Consider the following 15626-nt stretch of genomic DNA (forward strand, 5'->3'; position numbering starts at 1 on the left):
CTATAAATCTACAATGCCAGATGGTATGTACCTATCTGCTACTTCTAAATGTATATCTTTTCTTGTGTCTAAACCAAGGCTTGTCAGATAATTGTCAACTGTAAGCCTTGATAATTCTGGTGTATTATTTGTTTCTGATAAGTGGCCTAGAAAAACTTTTTCTTCCTTACCCTCCAGGGCATCGGCCAAGACTTCTGCTGATTGGTCATTTGATAAATGCCCCATATTGCTCATTACTCTAAGTTTTAAGGGATATGGATATGGTCCGCGTTTTAAGGCCTCAAGATCATGGTTGGCCTCCATATAATAAATATCAGATCCTTTTATCTCATAGGCCATATTTTCATCAACTATGCCTGTATCTGTTAAAAGGGATATTTTTTTATTGCCCAAATATAGGATAAAACCCACCGGCTCCTTGGCATCGTGGTGGACTTTTATAGGCAAAATATCCATAGATCCAAAGGATAAAAATTTCCCACTATCAAAAACTCTTATATTTTCTTCTTTTAGCTTTCCCACACAATTTTCTATGCCCTTCCATGTGCCAGCATTTGCAAAAATAGGGACATTATAGCGGCGCGACAAGGTGCCAGCCCCCTTTGTGTGGTCAGCATGCTCATGAGTTAGGAAAATACCGTCCAATTCATTTGCAGTTTTTCCTATTTCATTGAGCAGTGTTTCTATTCTACGTGCTGAAAATCCTGCATCCACCAAGATTTTACTGCCCTTATATTCGATAAATAAGCAGTTTCCTGACGATCCTGATGAAAGGATTGCAAATTTATCCATTAAAACTCCTAATCAAATAATTTTTCTAAAAATTCTGCTAGACCTGCATCATCATTTGAGCTTGTTACATAGTCTGCAGCTTTTTTTGTTTCTTCATCAGCATTGGCCATAGCAATACCAAGACCGGCAATTTTTATAGCCTCAACATCATTGGCCCCATCACCAAAATATGCTACATTTGCTAGATCTATATCTAAAAACTCACAAAGTTTTTTAAGGCTGTTGGCTTTTCCTGATGATTTTTTAAGGATTTCTAGGGCATATGTTTCATTTCTCATAGTCATATAGTCTTCTTCTAGCTTTTCCTTATTTCCCTCATAAAACTTATCAAGCTCATCCTCATCTCCCATAAAGTTGATGCGGGCTACTTTTTCTTCTATCTCATCAAAGTCCTTAAATTTAAGTCTTGGAAGTTTCATTATTTCTTGGTCTTTTTTAAAGCCATCATTTACAATTTCTTCGTTGTTGTAAAGAACATCCTTGGTAAAAATTCCAACTTGCAAGTCATAGTCCCCCTTATAGGACATTATTTTTTCGTAATCTGACTTATCCATAGGATTTTCTACTATGGTTTTGCCACTAGCATTAATTCTTACAAAGGCACCTGTATTACAAATTGAGTAATCATCAAAGCCTTCTAATCCTAGCTCTTGACGTATCCACCAAAAACCGTTAAAGCATCTGCCAGTTGCAATTACAACTTCAATGCCCCTATCATGGATTTTCTTTATAGCATCTATATTTTTTTCTACTATCTGCCTATCAGATCCCAAAAGTGTCCCATCTAAGTCAATAGCAACTAATTTAATATTTTTATTCATAAGACCTCATTTGTTTTTACATACAAAAAAGACTGATATAATAATCAGTCCCTTAACTATCTTTTCTATTTTATTTTACTATTTTTAAGGTTTTTTTCAATTAGTTTAAGGTCTTAACAGCATCACTTACAGCATCTGCAATGCCCTCTTCAAAGGCTGATGGGATGATGTATTCCTCGTTTAGCTCATCATCTTTTACAAAGGCTGCTAAGGCTTTTGCTGCGGCCATTTTCATTTGATCTGTGATTTTTGGTGCACGAGCTTCTAAGGCTCCCTTAAATATACCTGGGAAAGCTAAGACATTATTAATTTGATTTGGAAAATCAGAGCGACCTGTAGCTACAATCCTTGCCCCAGCTTCTTTTGCAAGATTATAGTCAATTTCTGGTATAGGATTTGCCATAGCAAAAACAATAGCATCATCATTCATATTTTTAATGTCTTCTTCACCTAGTATATCCGGTGCAGAAACGCCAACAAAAACATCTGCCCCTTTTATAACATCACTTATAGAACCCTCTACATCATCTGGATTAAAGATTTCTGCTATTTGAGCCTTTACCGGGTTCCCCGAATTTAGCATCATTTTATTAATAGCCCCTCGTGAATCGCAAACTATAATGTTTTTTACTCCCAAATCACGGATAAGTTTTGCACAAGAAAATCCAGCTGCCCCTGCCCCACTCATTACAAGTTTAATATCTTCTGGTTTTTTGCCTACAAGTTTTAAGGCATTTATCAATGCTGCAACTGTTACAATTGCCGTTCCATGTTGGTCGTCGTGAAATACTGGTATATCAAGGATTTCTTTTAATTTTTCCTCTATATAAACACATCTTGGAGATGAAATATCTTCAAGGTTTATGCCACCAAAGCCTGGGGCAATATTTTTTACTGTTTCTATGATTTCATCAGGATCTTGGGTATCAAGGACTATTGGCACAGCATTCACCCCGCCAAATTCCTTAAATAAAACTGCTTTTCCTTCCATGACAGGCATGGCAGCCTTTGGACCTATGTTTCCAAGACCTAAAACTGCAGAACCATCAGAAATAACTGCAATTGTATTTGCCTTTGAAGTATATTCGTAGGCCCTGCTATCATCTTTAGCAATTTCCCTACATGGCTCAGCAACTCCCGGTGTGTAGGCAAAGGTTAATTCTTCAGCATTTGTCACCTTTGCTTTTACATCAGTGCCAACTTTCCCTTGCCATTCTCTGTGTTTTTCTAGAGCTTTTTCGTAAACATCCATAATTTTCTCCTTAGATTTTAAGCATCCTTTTTTACGATTATAACATAAAAAGCAGGCAATATTAGAAATTGCCCGCTTAATATTATTTATTGTCTGCTATCTCCAGCCATTTTTCTAAAACTTTTACATATTCCTCATGCTCATCTACAAATGGCATATGTCTGGAATTGGCAAAAAGTTCCCATTTTGAGTTTTTAATATTATCATGCATGGTTTTTGCAATGACAGGAGATGATAAATCTTCAGCTCCACTTGTAATTAAAGTTGGGGTTTCAATTTCATTTAATCTATCAGTCACTTCAAAACCTGCAAGAGTTCCTGTTGGAGAAAATTCATTTTCTCCCCATCCTACTACATAGGATTTTGATCCAGATTTCTTTTCTCTTGTTAAACATTCTGGGTCATTTTCATCATATGGGCCGGCACAGTATCTTTCCATGAAAAAATCCAAGGCCTTTTGATATTCTTTTGAATCATAGTCTCCCGTTTTTTCTGCATCTAGTAAGGGAATCTTATATTCATCATCCATATAGGATATTCTTCTAATCTGCTCACTTCTCCAAAGTTTTGCTGAAGAAAGAGTGGATGATAAAATAATTGATTTTACACCTTTTGGATTTGTTAAAGCATACAAAATTAAAAGCATGCCACCCCAAGATTGGCCTAGGATGTGGACTTCATTTAATTTTAGATAATCTCTTAGGGAAATTAACTCCTCCATCCAAACATCTGCATTAAATAAATCTTCATCACCATCTACAAATGAATTGCCACAGCCAATTTGATCATACATTATGATTGGTCTGTCATTTTCATAGGCAAAGTCATCAAAAACTTCAAAGTAATTGTGGGTTGATCCAGGTCCTCCGTGGATTAAAATCAGTGGTGTTTTTCTACCTTCTGGATTTACAATTCTATAATAAGTTTTGTAATCCTTAAATGGCATATAGCCTTCATTAATCATCTGTATCTACCACTATTAAATCTTTTGTATAATGATTTATTACTTCATTGCCATCTTCTGTAATGATTACCAAATCTTCTATTCTTACACCAATTCCTTCATCCATTAGATAAATGCCTGGTTCTACTGAGAAAATTTGTCCTGGCTTTATAATTGCATCATTTACACTAGAAACATCGCCATATTCGTGGTCTTCAAGACCTATTGAGTGGCCAGTTCTGTGGGTAAAATACTTGCCATAACCTTTTTCTTCTATATAGTCACGACATGCTTTGTCTACATCACTCATTTTATTGCCAGGTTTTGCAGCTGCAATTCCTCTTAGATTTGCTTCTTTTACTATTTCATAAACTTCACGTGCCTTATCTGAAGCTTCTCCAATAAAAACTGTTCTTGTCATATCTGAGGCATAACCCTTATAAAAGCCACCAATGTCTAAAACTACACTGTCTCCAAATTTCCCCTTAGAATTATCTGTTTCATGGTGAGGGTCAGCCCCGCCTTTGCCGTAGGCTGTGATTGGCTCAAAGGAAACTTCTTCTATGCCATGGCTTTTATATATTTCTTTTACCTTATCTGATAGTTCATTTTCTGTAAGTCCCTTTGTAACCCAAGGAATTAGCTCATCCATAACCTCATCGTTGATTCTAGAAGATTCTCTCATAAGATCTATCTCTTCTTTATCTTTTATCATTCTGACTTCATCGATTAGTAGTGATGAGTTTACATATTTTTTGTCTGGGAATTTTTCTTGAAGTCTTAATAAAAATCCAGATGGCCATGTTTTATCAATACCTATTTTTTCGTAATCTTTAATTTCTTTTGATAAATACTCGATGGGATCTTCGATATCGTTATACCAGATTAAATCTACCCCAAGATCGCCTTCTTGTGGGAAAAGCTCGTTTATAACAAGTTTTTTATCTCCATCAATACTTAAATATAGGGCAAGCATTCTTTCGCCCGGATTGATTTTTTTGCCGATTAAATAATAAATTGCAACAGGATCAGTAACGATAATTTGCTTTAAATCCTCTTCTTGCATCTTGTCTAAAACTCTTTTAAATCTATCAGTCATTTTATAACTCCTTAGTTATTTTCATCATCTGATTCAAAGGTCATTTTTTCTGCAATTTTAACATCTTCCTTAAGCTCTTTGCCATGTAGTTTTTTATCCTCTGCCCTATCGGCAGCATCTGGTTCAACAAGTTTTTGTAATTTACCACTAAAAATCCATAGAATTACTGCAGAAATTATTGCAATAGCAGCTATAGTAAACATTACCTTATCAAATGGGAATTGTTGAGTAAAGTCATAAATTGCACCATAAGATTTTCCTGAGAAAAATACTGCTACTACCCAAACACTCATCATGGTTGTAATAAGTTGTGGTGGTGAGTATTTAGCTATAAATGAGTTACCAAGTGGTGAAAATACCATTTCCCCAAGGGTCAATAGGATACCAAATACTATTATCCATATAAGTGATGCTTGACCTTGCCCACGAACTACTTCTGCTGTCCCAAAAACAATGTAGGATAGTCCTAGTAAAAATATACCAAGGGCGGTTTTTTGGAACATATTAAAGTCTCCTTTTGGAGATTTTGCCTTTTTAGTCCAATATGCCCCCAAAATAGGACCAAGAATGATACACATAATAGCATTTAGTGAGTCAAACCAAGCTGTTGGTACTTCAAATGAACCTATAGTCCAATCTGCTGCTGCAGTTTCTCCAGCCCAGTGGAATAATACTGGTAGGGATGCTAAGTACCAGAATATCCAGAAAATGATTGAGAAAAATGAAACTAGGATAATAGCAAAAATTCTATTTTTCTCAAGTTTTGTTAGTGGCACTTTTTCCTCATTTTTAACTTCATTTGGATCAGCATTTTCATTAATTTTAAATGGTTTTTTACCAACATTTCCAAAGTTCTTGTAATTTGCTATATACCAAATAGCATCTATAAATACAAGAATGGCACAAACTAAAAAGCTAAATCTGTAGCCATATTTAGCCGCTAAGATACCAATTATGGTAGTTCCTATAAAAGTTCCTATATTTACAAATGAATATTGGGTAGAGTAGGCCTCATCGAGCTTACTTTTATCAGTAAACAACCTCCCAATTATGGCGTTGTTTTGTGATTTAAAAAGTCCAGTACCTATAGATACTAAAATAACCATAATATTTATAGCTGTAGCACTAGTTGCCTGCCACGCTACTAAAAATCCTGCTCCCATCAAGGCTAAACCAATAGGAATTAGGTATCTAGCTCCTATTAGATAATCTGATATGTAAGCACCAAATAGTGGCAATAAATAAGTAAATGCAACAAGGTTTGCACTCATTCTTGCAGCTTCACCAGTCGTAAGACCTAGCCCACCATCCATGATAGATGCAGCAACAAATACTGTCATCAACCATTTTGCTGAGTAAAAGGCAAAACGTTCAAATGAAAAAGCAATACACGCCGCATAAAACCCACGGGGTTTTTTGTTAGAAACATTTTTTTCCATAATCTCCTCCTTATAAAGATTTATTTACCTATAAATAAAGCTGTAAAACGTTTATTTAAAAAAGTAAATAAGGTAGAGCGGCAAAGTATGATTTTAAGATACTTTTATAAAAATTCCCACTCTATATACCATTTTCATTATAGCATATTCGAAACAAATATAAAATATTAGTTCTTTATAAAATAGTTAAATTTAGGAAATATTAACTTATATATTATTAGACAAATAAAAAACACTCTTTTAAAAAGAGCGTTTTTTTGATTTATTATTAAGTTTTTTTGATATATTTAAATTTTTCTGGATCTAATAGTTTATCGAACTTAGTGCAACATTTTTGATGACAAATAAATAGTGTTTGTCATAATTAATATAAGATTTGCTTATTAAGATAAGTTACAACCCCTATTAAATTAGGAAGTATTTTCACTTCTTATAAACTTTCCATAGTGAATACTCTCTAGCAGGACAGGCTTGTTTCTTGCTTCGCAAGACCACTCCGTGGAGGGTCCTCCGCTAGCCGGACAGGCTTGTCTATTGCTTCGCAAGACCATTCCGTGGAGAGCTTCTCAGATCACCGAGCAGGAGTGCTTTAATACATTCCAGGCATGCCTGCTGGCATTTCTGGTTCTTCTTTTGGTATGTCTGCTACTGCTGCTTCTGTTGTTAGGATCATTCCTGATACGCTTACTGCGTTTTGTAATGCGCTTCTTGTTACTTTTGTTGGTTCTACGATACCTGCTTCAAACATATTTACATATTTGTCATTATAAGCATCGTATCCTTGATCTTTTTCTGATTCTTTTACTGTTTGAACTATCACTGATCCGTCCATTCCAGCGTTTTCTACTATTTGTCTTAGTGGTGCTTCTAGGGCTTTTTCTATGATTGCTGCACCTGTTTTTTCATCGCCTTCTAGGCTTTCTTTTAAGCTTGCTACTTTTTCGATAGCACCGATTAGGACTACTCCACCACCTGCTACAATACCTTCTTCTACTGCAGCTCTTGTTGCTGATAGGGCATCTTCGATTCTATATTTTTTCTCTTGCATTTCTGTTTCTGTTGCTGCACCTACGTTGATTACTGCAACTCCACCTGCAAGTTTTGCTACTCTTTCTTGAAGTTTTTCTGTTTCGTATGTGCTTTCTTCTGCTTCGATTTGTTGGCGGATAAGGCTTACTCTTTCTTCTAGTGCGTTTTTGTCGCCTTTTCCTTCTACAATTGTTGTATTGTCTTTATCAACTTTTACTTTTTTAGCAGATCCTAACATAGAAATTTCTGTTTCTTTTAGGTCCATGTTTAAATCTTCTGAAATAACAGTTGAACCTGTAAGAATTGCAATATCTTCAAGCATTGCTTTACGTCTATCGCCGTAACCTGGTGCTTTTACTGCTACAACATTAAATGTTCCTCTAAGTTTATTTAGGATAAGTGTTGTTAGAGCTTCGCCTTCTACATCATCGGCAATGATTAGTAGTGGGCGTGATTCTTGAACAATTTGTTCTAATAGTGGCAATAAATCTTGGATATTTGAGATTTTTTTATCTGTTAATAGGATATATGGATCATCAAGCTCTGCAACCATTTTTTCATTGTCTGTTGCCATGTATGGTGATAAATATCCTTTATCAAATTGCATACCTTCAACAACATCTAGATAAGTGTCAGTTGTTCTTGATTCTTCAACTGTAATTACCCCATCATTGCCTACTTTTTCCATAGCATCTGCTATAAATTTACCGATTTCTGGGTCTGCTGATGAAATTGTACCTACATTTTCTATAGCTTGTTTGTCTACAATGTCACGAGAGTTTTCTTTGATGTAGTCAACTGTAACATCTGTTGCTTTTTTAAGACCTTTGTTTAAAACAACTGGGTTTGCACCTGCTGCTAAGTTTTTAAGACCTTCTTTGATGATTGCTTGAGCAAGAACAGTAGCTGTTGTTGTACCGTCACCTGCAACATCATTTGTTTTTGTAGCAACTTCTTTTACAAGTTGAGCCCCCATATTTTCAAATCTATCTTCAAGTTCGATTTCTTGGGCAATAGTTACACCGTCATTTGTAATTGTTGGTGCACCGTAAGATTTATCTAGGACAACATTACGTCCCTTTGGTCCAAGAGTAACTTTTACAGCATTTGCTAGTTTATCAATACCACGTTCTAAACCATCGCGGGCATCTTTTCCATAATTAATTTCTTTTGCCATAATTAATATTCCTTTCTAAAACTATTTTACAACTGCTAAAATATCAATGTATTTTACAACTATATAATCTGTATCATCAAGTTTTACTTCTGTTCCTGAGTATTGAGAATAAATAACCTTATCCCCTACACAAAGAGAATCTTTTTTCTTATCATCATTTAAAATATCATCACTGATAGCTACAACTTCTGCATAAACAGGTTTTTCTTGAGCGCTTTCTGGAAGCACGATACCTGATTGAGTTGTCTTTTCAGCTTCAGCTTTTTTAATAACTACTCTATCACCGATAGGTTTTAATTGCATATTTTACTCCTTAGGTATAATAATTTAGCACTCATAGGTGCTGATTGCTAATTACATTTATAATGTACTACCTTTAGATAAAAAATCAAATCAATAAATTCGGGTAAAATGTATAAAAAGACTAAGGAGATTAAAATGTACAAAAAACCAAGTGATGACGAATTAAGAAAAAATCTTACAGCTTTAGAATACGAAGTAACTCAAAACGCCGGTACAGAAAGACCATTTTCATCAGAATATGATGACTTTTATGAAGAAGGAATCTATGTAGATAAAGTATCTGGCGAGCCACTTTTTTCAAGCAAGGACAAATTTAACGCAGGATGCGGTTGGCCAAGCTTTTCAAAACCAGTTGAGGGAACAGAAATAAATGAAAAAGAAGACCTATCCCATGGCATGGTAAGAACAGAAGTAAGAAGCAAAAACGCCGACAGCCACCTAGGTCATGTTTTCCCAGATGGTCCACAAGAATTAGGCGGACTAAGATATTGCATAAACGGTGCTGCCTTAAGATTTGTTCCTAAAGAAAATTTGGAAAAAGAAGGATATGGGGAGTATTTGAGGATTTTTGAGTAGAAAAGGCAAAAAAAACTAGGAATAGCAAGTCCTAGTTTTTTTAATATGGTGATTTTCATTTTTTCTCGAAAATAGCATTTATTTGCTTGTTTCAGTTTGATAAACTGGTATTTATAAATTATTATCTAGCCATATTTTTAGTTCATCGAAGCTGTAATTTCCTTTTAACGCTATTCCATCTTTAATAATTGAATTTGTACATTCCTTTTTGTAATCTTCAATCATTCTTCCAAATCCTCCTCCGCCGTGTGTGCAAAAGGGAATGATTTTCTTTCCGCTTAAGTCAACTGTTCTTAAAAAAGACAGCACTGGTGGGGCAAAAGTCTTAAGCCAGTTAGGAGAACCAACAAAAACTACCTCTTCATTTTCAATCGCCTCCGCCCCTCGTATAAGAGGAGGGCAATATCCTCTTTCGATTTCTTCTCTCACTTCTTTTACAGCTGTATTATATGAGAACGAATAAGGCTTTTGTGGTTTCAGTTCTCTTAAATTTCCATCAGTAATCAACGCAATATCTTCTGCTAGTCTTCTTGTTAATCCTGAGTATGAATAATATACAACCAAAGGACTCATTAAAATCACCTCCTTAACTTATAATTTTTTCCTCTAATATATTAGGACATTATAATATTTTAAATGTATTTTCTAAATAAATGTGTAGATTTTTATTTACTCTTCTTTTATATCCTCTCAGAGATGAAATATCTTTCACATTTTTCACCCACAGAAAAGGTAGTGCGATAGGCTTTAGACCTCGATTAGTTCTGCGGACTCACTTGAAGCAAAGCTTCTACGTTCATCTCGCAGATGGCCGATTACAAATCGGCCACCCAAGATGATCTTTCCTCTCGAAAACTCTTTGAGTTTTCTCGCTTAGTTCTCTGGGCTCAGCTTCGCTTCGCCTCAGAGATGACAGAGCAAAGCTCTGCCACCCAAGATGATGGGACTACTTATGATAAGGATGTCCATTTATTATCCTAAATCCCCTATAAATTTGCTCAAGAAGGATCACTCTCATCAGTTGATGGGGGAAGGTCATTTTTGAGAAGGATAGTTTATAGTTTGAGCGATTGCTTACTTCTTTGGCTAGTCCATTTGATCCGCCTATTACAAATACTAAGTTTCTTCCAAAGCCTTCTCTCATTTCATTTTCTATAAAATTTGCAAATCCAACACTATCTATTTGTTTACCTAGGATTTCTAGACTTACTACATAGTCGCTATCTTCGATTTTTCCTAGTATTCTTTCGCCTTCTTTTTCTTTTACTTGCTCGATTTCTTTATCTGACAAGCTTTCTGGGGCTTGTTCGTCGTTTACTTCTATTATTTCTATTTTGCTGTAGGCTTGCATTCTTTTTAGGTATTCTTCTATGGCTTCTTTATAAAATTTTTCCTTGATTTTGCCTACTGCTATTATTTTTATGTCCATTTTTTCTCCTTAAAAAAACTCAATCAATTGATTGAGTTTAGTTTTGGTTTTGTACATATGATACGTATGAATCGTAAATTTGGCTATAGCCTTCGTTTACCAGGGCATTTTTTACATATTCCTTGATTTCATCTGTTCTAAATACTTTTCTTTTCATATCTTTCATATTTTGTTCTACATCTTTTATCAAAATTTCTACATCTGATGTATTAATTTGCTGGCCATTTCTGTCTGAAGCATTTTTAATAGATCTTATGACCTTATCTGCATTGTATTCTTCTATATTTCCCCTTCTTTTTATTACATAAACCTTATCATCATTTGCCTTATCTAGAAAGTCCCTTACTACATCGATTTTTAGATTGTCAATTTCTGTTACTATTTCATTTATTCCATAGCCTTGGCCTTCAAAATATTCTAAAACTTTTCTGCTTAGTTCACTCATTTTGACTCCTCCTTGGTTTTTGTAATTACTTTGCTTTCCCTATTTTCAGCGATTTTCTCTGCTCTATCCTTGGCTTCTTTTTTTGTGTCATAAAAGCCTTCTGCTTGGCTGGCTTTTTTGGATTTTACCTGCCATTTTTGCTCATCATAGTTAAAAGAAACTTCTACATCCGCATCTTGGAGCCTTGCTCCTGATTTATTTTTACTTTTTTTGTGATCTTTTAAATCTTTTTTGCGGATTTCTTTTAATTCTTCATTGCTGGCATCATTTGCCCATTCTTTGGCCTGGGAAATTGCAATCGGGATTGCGTTGTCTTCGTCATATCCTTCTTTTAGCATAGCATTTACTATGTCTATTGCCTTGTCACGGACTTCTTTGTCCAGATTTTTCATTGAATTTGGGTAATTTCTTCTATCAAAGGGCATAGTCTCACCTCTTTTTTTTGTATTTTTATATTTTTACCCAATTTACATATTATAATGGCGGTTTGGCAGGGTGACTATTTCTGTAAGATCGCTTGGAAGTCCTATATCTCGCTTTAGGGCTGCAAAGGTTATGGATTCTTTGCCATATTTTTTTCTAATATTATAAAGGGCAGTATCCACATCTTCATTTTTCTTAAATTTTTCGTGGTTTAAAAACACATCCATTTGGCTGCCCCCACCCTCATTGCGTAAATTGATTGCCCTAATGCCTACTGCTCTAACTGGAAATGACCAATTATATTTTTTCTTAAAGATTTCCATAGCACGTCTTACTAAAATAATGGAACTTTGGCTGGCCATTTCTAGGGGAATGGCAAAATTCCAGCTTTGAAGTTGATTATTTCTTATAAAAACTTCTACACCGCGGGCTTCAAGTTTGGCTTCTCTTAGCCTTCTTGAAACAGAAAATGAAAGTTCTTGCATAACATTAAAAACTTCCTCATTGCTATGTAAATCTCTTTTACAAGTGGAACTATTGCCAATTGATTTGATGGGCTCAGTATGATCTCTGTCCACAATTGGTCGAATGTCTAGGCCATTTGCGTATTGCCAAAGGTAAACACCATTTATACCCAAAAGACTTTTGAGCGTTTCTGCTGGTGCATGGGCTAGGTCTCCTAGGCTAAAAATCCCTATTTTATTTAGTTTTTTTTCTGTAGCTTTTCCTATGCCTACCATTTCACGGACTCCCAGTGGCCAAACTTTTTGTTTGAAGTTGTCCTCATTAATTACAGTCACTGCGTCAGGCTTTTTCATATCACTGCCTAACTTTGCAAAAATTTTGCAAAAACTTACCCCAATGCTGACTGTAAGTCCAAGTTCCTCTTTCATACGATTCCTAATTTCATGGGCAATTTCCTCCCCAGATCCAAATAAATGCAAGGATCCTGTTACATCCAGATAACACTCATCAAGGCCAAAGGGCTCAACTTGGTTGGTATACTCATAATACAAGGCACGGGCCATTTTTGAATGTTTTAAATATTCCTCATAATGGGGTGGGACGAGGATTAGATTTGGGCATTTGCCTTGGGCCTGCCAAATTGGCTCACCAGTTTTTACTCCCATTTTTTTTGCTTCTTCACTTTTTGCAAGGATAATCCCATGGCGATTTTCTGGATTACCAGCCACTGCCATTGGAATCCCCTTAAGTTTGGGATTTAGCTTTGCTTCTATAGATGCATAGCAAGCATTCATATCTGAATGTAAAATTACTCTTTTCATAAAAACTCCTATTGATTTTAGATGACTATTAATGTATAATTAAGACATTAAATGACTTTTGTATTATTATAAGACACTAAAAGTCTTGTGTCAAGATTAATTTTAAATTTAACAGTCACTTAGTGACTATAAGGAGAAACAATGGCATTTGCTAACAAACTACGCGACCTAAGAGAAGCGAAAAACCTAACCCAAGAAGAACTTGCAAAACTTTGCAATGTGTCCCTAAAAACCATATCCCGCTACGAATCTGGCCAATCTAAGCCAAGGTATAGAAAAACCTACGATGCCTTGGCAGAGGCTCTTGATAGCAGCCACGATTATTTGGTGACTGATGAAGAAGATTTTATCCTATCTGCCAGAGAAAGATACGGAAATGCTGCAGCCCGCGATGCCGAAGAAATGGTCCAAGGAGTCATAGGCCTTATGGCTGGTGGAGATTTGCCAGAAAAGGACAAAAAAGCCATACTTGATGCAATCAGCGAAGCCTACTATATTGCCAAAAACGAAAATAAAAAATACGGGCTAGATAAGGAAAAATAATGGTATCCACCTATGATAAAATCTACGAGGATACACAAAAATTGATAAAAAAATACAAGACCCGTGATCCCAAAGAAATCCTCGAGGGACGTGGGGTTTTTCTAATCCCCTTTCAAACTCCCACCACCCTTTTGGGCATGTATAAGATAATTATGCGTAATCGTTTTGTATTTTACAATCCTTTTGTAGATGAAAGAATAATAAATATGGTCCTAGCCCACGAGCTGGGCCATGATATATATCATAAAAATGAAGCCAAAAACGGTTTTGCAGAATACGAGCTTTTTGACATCAACACCGAAATGGAAATTGAAGCAAATATTTTTGCGGCCCACCTGCTTTTAGATGAGAAAAAATTAATGGCTGACATTGAAGAAGGCTACACCTACCAACAATTAGCCAGCCTTTATGATGTAAATGCAAATCTTATGATCTTTAAGCTAAACGAAATGCACAGGATGGGCCTACCTATAAATAGAAATATTGCCGATTCCAAATTTTTTACCAAAATCGACGGAACTGACAAATTTTACGGGAACTTAGAATGATAGACCATGCAACTGAAATAATAAAAGAATTGCTAATAAGAGAAGAAAATATAAATATTGCAGTGGATATGACTGCAGGCAATGGTCATGATAGCAAATTTATTTTGGAAAATAATAAGCCTAAGAAACTTTTTGCCTTTGATATCCAAAATTTGGCCATGGAAAATACCTTAGCCTTAATAGGAGAGAATCCAAACTTTTCCTTTATCCTAGACAGCCATGCAAATATTGATAAATACATCAAAGAAAAAATTGATCTAGTAGTCTTTAACCTAGGATATTTGCCAAAGGGCGATAAAAATATTACTACAAATTGGCAAAGCACAATAATTGCCATAAAAAAATCCCTAGAACTTCTAAGTCCTAGGGGAAAGATTTTTATAACCGTTTATCCTGGCCATCCAGCTGGTAAAGTAGAGTCTCAAAAAATAAGTGAGTTTTTGGAAAATTTAGATTATAAAAAATATACAGTTTTAAAATTAGATTTTATAAACAAAATCAATAATCCACCCTATGTGCTGGTTGTCGGCCACAAAAATTAATTTGTGGTCTTTTTTAATACTTGCTTGCTCCATTTTTAGTCGCTACAACTATGGTGTCATTTTCAAAGCGAATGCCAAGGACATCATCAATTTCATTTATTTTTTCGCGGTTTCTTTTTTCTAAAAAAATTATTTTCATAGTTCCATCAGGATTTTTATCGATACCCATAACTGTGGTTGGCTTAAAATAATTTGCCTGATACTTATCCCAGGTCTCATCCTTGGAATAAATCCTATCCTTATCTGAAGCATAAAGGCTCATGATTTCTTTTTCATTTTCCAAATCTTTTGATAAATAAAGTTCAGGAGTCTCATAGCCCACACTGATTAGCTCTGGGGCCTCACTTTTTTTGCCAGCTTCTATGGATTTTCTATAAAGCTCGTAATAATTATTTTCGTTATTAAAAACTGTGTAATAAATGTTATTTGGACTTATAATCCCATCTGTCAAAAATCCGCCCACGCTCTCAATGTCAGTGGTATTAAATTCCTCAAGGTCTATTAGGCTAATAGTTCTTTTTTCTTTTTCCTCACCTTTTTCTCCATAAAAACTATGGATAAAGTAGATATTTCCATCATTGTATCCTATTGGAAAGATCTCCTCTCCCTGGTTAAATTCATGGAGGTTTTCTATATTTCCTTCCTCAATTTTTACTAATTTGTATGTATGATTGATACTATCTCCCATGACAAAAACATTGTCAGCATTGTTGATATCATAGGCTATATCAGTCGGATTTGGATTTAATATCTCACTTTGATTGCCGTTTGGATTAAATTTTATTAATTTTTTATCGATTGGGTCATAATAAATTTGTATCTTGTTGGTATCAATAGGATCTCCGCTTAATGTTGCATTTGGAGTATCTGAATTGCATCCAACTAGAAAAACAAATAATAAAGCCAATAAAATCTTAAATCTTTTCATAGGACCATTATACTATGAAAAATAAAAAAAGGACCACAATCGTGATCCTAA

The 15626-nt window shown here is 35.1% G+C and carries 18 protein-coding genes; 4 read left to right on the forward strand and 14 right to left on the reverse strand.

Annotated features, from left to right (window positions below; translation table 11 throughout):
* The 8 genes from ACF3NF_RS03000 to ACF3NF_RS03035 form a co-directional block, all read right to left on the reverse strand.
* Positions 1 to 792, reverse strand: coding sequence for an MBL fold metallo-hydrolase (locus ACF3NF_RS03000; RefSeq protein ID WP_394024092.1), 792 nt, complete (start codon positions 790 to 792; stop codon positions 1 to 3).
* 8 nt (positions 793 to 800) lie between these two features.
* The gene (locus ACF3NF_RS03005) at positions 801 to 1613 is read right to left on the reverse strand and encodes a Cof-type HAD-IIB family hydrolase (protein ID WP_394024094.1); all 813 of its coding nucleotides are present in this window, start codon (positions 1611 to 1613) and stop codon (positions 801 to 803) included.
* A gap of 100 nt (positions 1614 to 1713) precedes the next feature.
* On the reverse strand, positions 1714 to 2865 hold the full coding sequence (locus ACF3NF_RS03010) for an NAD(P)-dependent malic enzyme (RefSeq protein ID WP_394024096.1): 1152 nt from the start codon (positions 2863 to 2865) through the stop codon (positions 1714 to 1716).
* An 82-nt stretch (positions 2866 to 2947) separates the two neighbouring features.
* Complete coding sequence (gene pepI, locus ACF3NF_RS03015) at positions 2948 to 3829, reverse strand: proline iminopeptidase (RefSeq protein ID WP_394024098.1); 882 nt, start codon at positions 3827 to 3829, stop codon at positions 2948 to 2950.
* Complete coding sequence (locus ACF3NF_RS03020) at positions 3822 to 4907, reverse strand: M24 family metallopeptidase (protein ID WP_394024100.1); 1086 nt, start codon at positions 4905 to 4907, stop codon at positions 3822 to 3824. Before ACF3NF_RS03020 ends, pepI begins: the two co-directional genes overlap by 8 nt.
* Before the next feature lie 11 nt (positions 4908 to 4918).
* Positions 4919 to 6346 (reverse strand): peptide MFS transporter, encoded by a 1428-nt coding sequence (locus ACF3NF_RS03025; RefSeq protein WP_394024102.1) that lies wholly within the window; start codon positions 6344 to 6346, stop codon positions 4919 to 4921.
* A gap of 589 nt (positions 6347 to 6935) precedes the next feature.
* Positions 6936 to 8552 carry a chaperonin GroEL gene (gene groL / locus ACF3NF_RS03030; RefSeq protein WP_394024104.1) on the reverse strand — a complete coding sequence of 539 codons (1617 nt, stop codon included), beginning with the start codon at positions 8550 to 8552 and terminating at the stop codon, positions 6936 to 6938.
* A gap of 21 nt (positions 8553 to 8573) precedes the next feature.
* On the reverse strand, positions 8574 to 8855 hold the full coding sequence (locus ACF3NF_RS03035; protein WP_394024106.1) for a co-chaperone GroES: 282 nt from the start codon (positions 8853 to 8855) through the stop codon (positions 8574 to 8576).
* A 135-nt stretch (positions 8856 to 8990) separates the two neighbouring features.
* Here ACF3NF_RS03035 and msrB point away from each other — a divergent pair, with 135 nt between their 5' ends.
* Positions 8991 to 9431 (forward strand): peptide-methionine (R)-S-oxide reductase MsrB, encoded by a 441-nt coding sequence (gene msrB, locus ACF3NF_RS03040; protein ID WP_394024108.1) that lies wholly within the window; start codon positions 8991 to 8993, stop codon positions 9429 to 9431.
* A gap of 111 nt (positions 9432 to 9542) precedes the next feature.
* Here msrB and ACF3NF_RS03045 read toward each other — a convergent pair whose 3' ends face one another.
* The 5 genes from ACF3NF_RS03045 to dinB all read right to left on the reverse strand — a co-directional run bounded on the left by ACF3NF_RS03045 (position 9543) and on the right by dinB (position 13014).
* Positions 9543 to 10004: a flavodoxin gene (locus tag ACF3NF_RS03045; protein ID WP_394024109.1), complete on the reverse strand. Its 462-nt coding sequence runs from the start codon at positions 10002 to 10004 to the stop codon at positions 9543 to 9545.
* 373 nt (positions 10005 to 10377) lie between these two features.
* The gene (gene rlmH / locus ACF3NF_RS03050; protein ID WP_394024110.1) at positions 10378 to 10860 is read right to left on the reverse strand and encodes a 23S rRNA (pseudouridine(1915)-N(3))-methyltransferase RlmH; all 483 of its coding nucleotides are present in this window, start codon (positions 10858 to 10860) and stop codon (positions 10378 to 10380) included.
* 37 nt (positions 10861 to 10897) lie between these two features.
* Positions 10898 to 11305 carry an ATP cone domain-containing protein gene (locus tag ACF3NF_RS03055; RefSeq protein ID WP_394024111.1) on the reverse strand — a complete coding sequence of 136 codons (408 nt, stop codon included), beginning with the start codon at positions 11303 to 11305 and terminating at the stop codon, positions 10898 to 10900.
* Positions 11302 to 11730, reverse strand: a complete 429-nt coding sequence (locus ACF3NF_RS03060; RefSeq protein ID WP_394024113.1) for a DUF2188 domain-containing protein — start codon at positions 11728 to 11730, stop codon at positions 11302 to 11304. The genes ACF3NF_RS03055 and ACF3NF_RS03060 overlap by 4 nt, the downstream gene beginning before the upstream one ends.
* A 42-nt stretch (positions 11731 to 11772) precedes the next feature.
* On the reverse strand, positions 11773 to 13014 hold the full coding sequence (dinB, locus tag ACF3NF_RS03065; protein WP_394024115.1) for a DNA polymerase IV: 1242 nt from the start codon (positions 13012 to 13014) through the stop codon (positions 11773 to 11775).
* Between the two features lie 141 nt (positions 13015 to 13155).
* On the opposite strand from dinB, the gene ACF3NF_RS03070 reads away from it, so the two are divergent.
* Genes ACF3NF_RS03070 through ACF3NF_RS03080 form a run of 3 tightly spaced genes read left to right on the forward strand, consistent with a single transcriptional unit; the run spans position 13156 to position 14647 of the window.
* Positions 13156 to 13557 (forward strand): helix-turn-helix domain-containing protein, encoded by a 402-nt coding sequence (locus tag ACF3NF_RS03070; RefSeq protein ID WP_394024117.1) that lies wholly within the window; start codon positions 13156 to 13158, stop codon positions 13555 to 13557.
* Positions 13557 to 14105 carry an ImmA/IrrE family metallo-endopeptidase gene (locus ACF3NF_RS03075; RefSeq protein ID WP_394024119.1) on the forward strand — a complete coding sequence of 183 codons (549 nt, stop codon included), beginning with the start codon at positions 13557 to 13559 and terminating at the stop codon, positions 14103 to 14105. Before ACF3NF_RS03070 ends, ACF3NF_RS03075 begins: the two co-directional genes overlap by 1 nt.
* On the forward strand, positions 14102 to 14647 hold the full coding sequence (locus tag ACF3NF_RS03080) for a tRNA (mnm(5)s(2)U34)-methyltransferase (RefSeq protein WP_394024121.1): 546 nt from the start codon (positions 14102 to 14104) through the stop codon (positions 14645 to 14647). The genes ACF3NF_RS03075 and ACF3NF_RS03080 overlap by 4 nt, the downstream gene beginning before the upstream one ends.
* A gap of 13 nt (positions 14648 to 14660) precedes the next feature.
* Here the strand turns inward: ACF3NF_RS03080 and ACF3NF_RS03085 are convergent, their stop codons facing one another.
* Positions 14661 to 15575: a hypothetical protein gene (locus tag ACF3NF_RS03085; RefSeq protein ID WP_394024123.1), complete on the reverse strand. Its 915-nt coding sequence runs from the start codon at positions 15573 to 15575 to the stop codon at positions 14661 to 14663.
* Positions 15576 to 15626: the final 51 nt, after the last annotated feature.

This window comes from Anaerococcus martiniensis (assembly GCF_043187485.1).
In the GTDB taxonomy this organism is placed as follows: domain Bacteria; phylum Bacillota; class Clostridia; order Tissierellales; family Peptoniphilaceae; genus Anaerococcus; species Anaerococcus martiniensis.

Bases quoted from the DNA above. Each gene is read 5' to 3' on its own strand.
- ACF3NF_RS03000 (WP_394024092.1), bottom strand. From the start codon at position 792: ATGGATAAATTTGCAATCCTTTCATCAGGATCGTCAGGAAACTGCTTA.
- ACF3NF_RS03005 (WP_394024094.1), bottom strand. From the start codon at position 1,613: ATGAATAAAAATATTAAATTAGTTGCTATTGACTTAGATGGGACACTT.
- ACF3NF_RS03010 (WP_394024096.1), bottom strand. From the start codon at position 2,865: ATGGATGTTTACGAAAAAGCTCTAGAAAAACACAGAGAATGGCAAGGG.
- pepI (WP_394024098.1), bottom strand. From the start codon at position 3,829: ATGATTAATGAAGGCTATATGCCATTTAAGGATTACAAAACTTATTAT.
- ACF3NF_RS03020 (WP_394024100.1), bottom strand. From the start codon at position 4,907: ATGACTGATAGATTTAAAAGAGTTTTAGACAAGATGCAAGAAGAGGAT.
- ACF3NF_RS03025 (WP_394024102.1), bottom strand. From the start codon at position 6,346: ATGGAAAAAAATGTTTCTAACAAAAAACCCCGTGGGTTTTATGCGGCG.
- groL (WP_394024104.1), bottom strand. From the start codon at position 8,552: ATGGCAAAAGAAATTAATTATGGAAAAGATGCCCGCGATGGTTTAGAA.
- ACF3NF_RS03035 (WP_394024106.1), bottom strand. From the start codon at position 8,855: ATGCAATTAAAACCTATCGGTGATAGAGTAGTTATTAAAAAAGCTGAA.
- msrB (WP_394024108.1), top strand. From the start codon at position 8,991: ATGTACAAAAAACCAAGTGATGACGAATTAAGAAAAAATCTTACAGCT.
- ACF3NF_RS03045 (WP_394024109.1), bottom strand. From the start codon at position 10,004: ATGAGTCCTTTGGTTGTATATTATTCATACTCAGGATTAACAAGAAGA.
- rlmH (WP_394024110.1), bottom strand. From the start codon at position 10,860: ATGGACATAAAAATAATAGCAGTAGGCAAAATCAAGGAAAAATTTTAT.
- ACF3NF_RS03055 (WP_394024111.1), bottom strand. From the start codon at position 11,305: ATGAGTGAACTAAGCAGAAAAGTTTTAGAATATTTTGAAGGCCAAGGC.
- ACF3NF_RS03060 (WP_394024113.1), bottom strand. From the start codon at position 11,730: ATGCCCTTTGATAGAAGAAATTACCCAAATTCAATGAAAAATCTGGAC.
- dinB (WP_394024115.1), bottom strand. From the start codon at position 13,014: ATGAAAAGAGTAATTTTACATTCAGATATGAATGCTTGCTATGCATCT.
- ACF3NF_RS03070 (WP_394024117.1), top strand. From the start codon at position 13,156: ATGGCATTTGCTAACAAACTACGCGACCTAAGAGAAGCGAAAAACCTA.
- ACF3NF_RS03075 (WP_394024119.1), top strand. From the start codon at position 13,557: ATGGTATCCACCTATGATAAAATCTACGAGGATACACAAAAATTGATA.
- ACF3NF_RS03080 (WP_394024121.1), top strand. From the start codon at position 14,102: ATGATAGACCATGCAACTGAAATAATAAAAGAATTGCTAATAAGAGAA.
- ACF3NF_RS03085 (WP_394024123.1), bottom strand. From the start codon at position 15,575: ATGAAAAGATTTAAGATTTTATTGGCTTTATTATTTGTTTTTCTAGTT.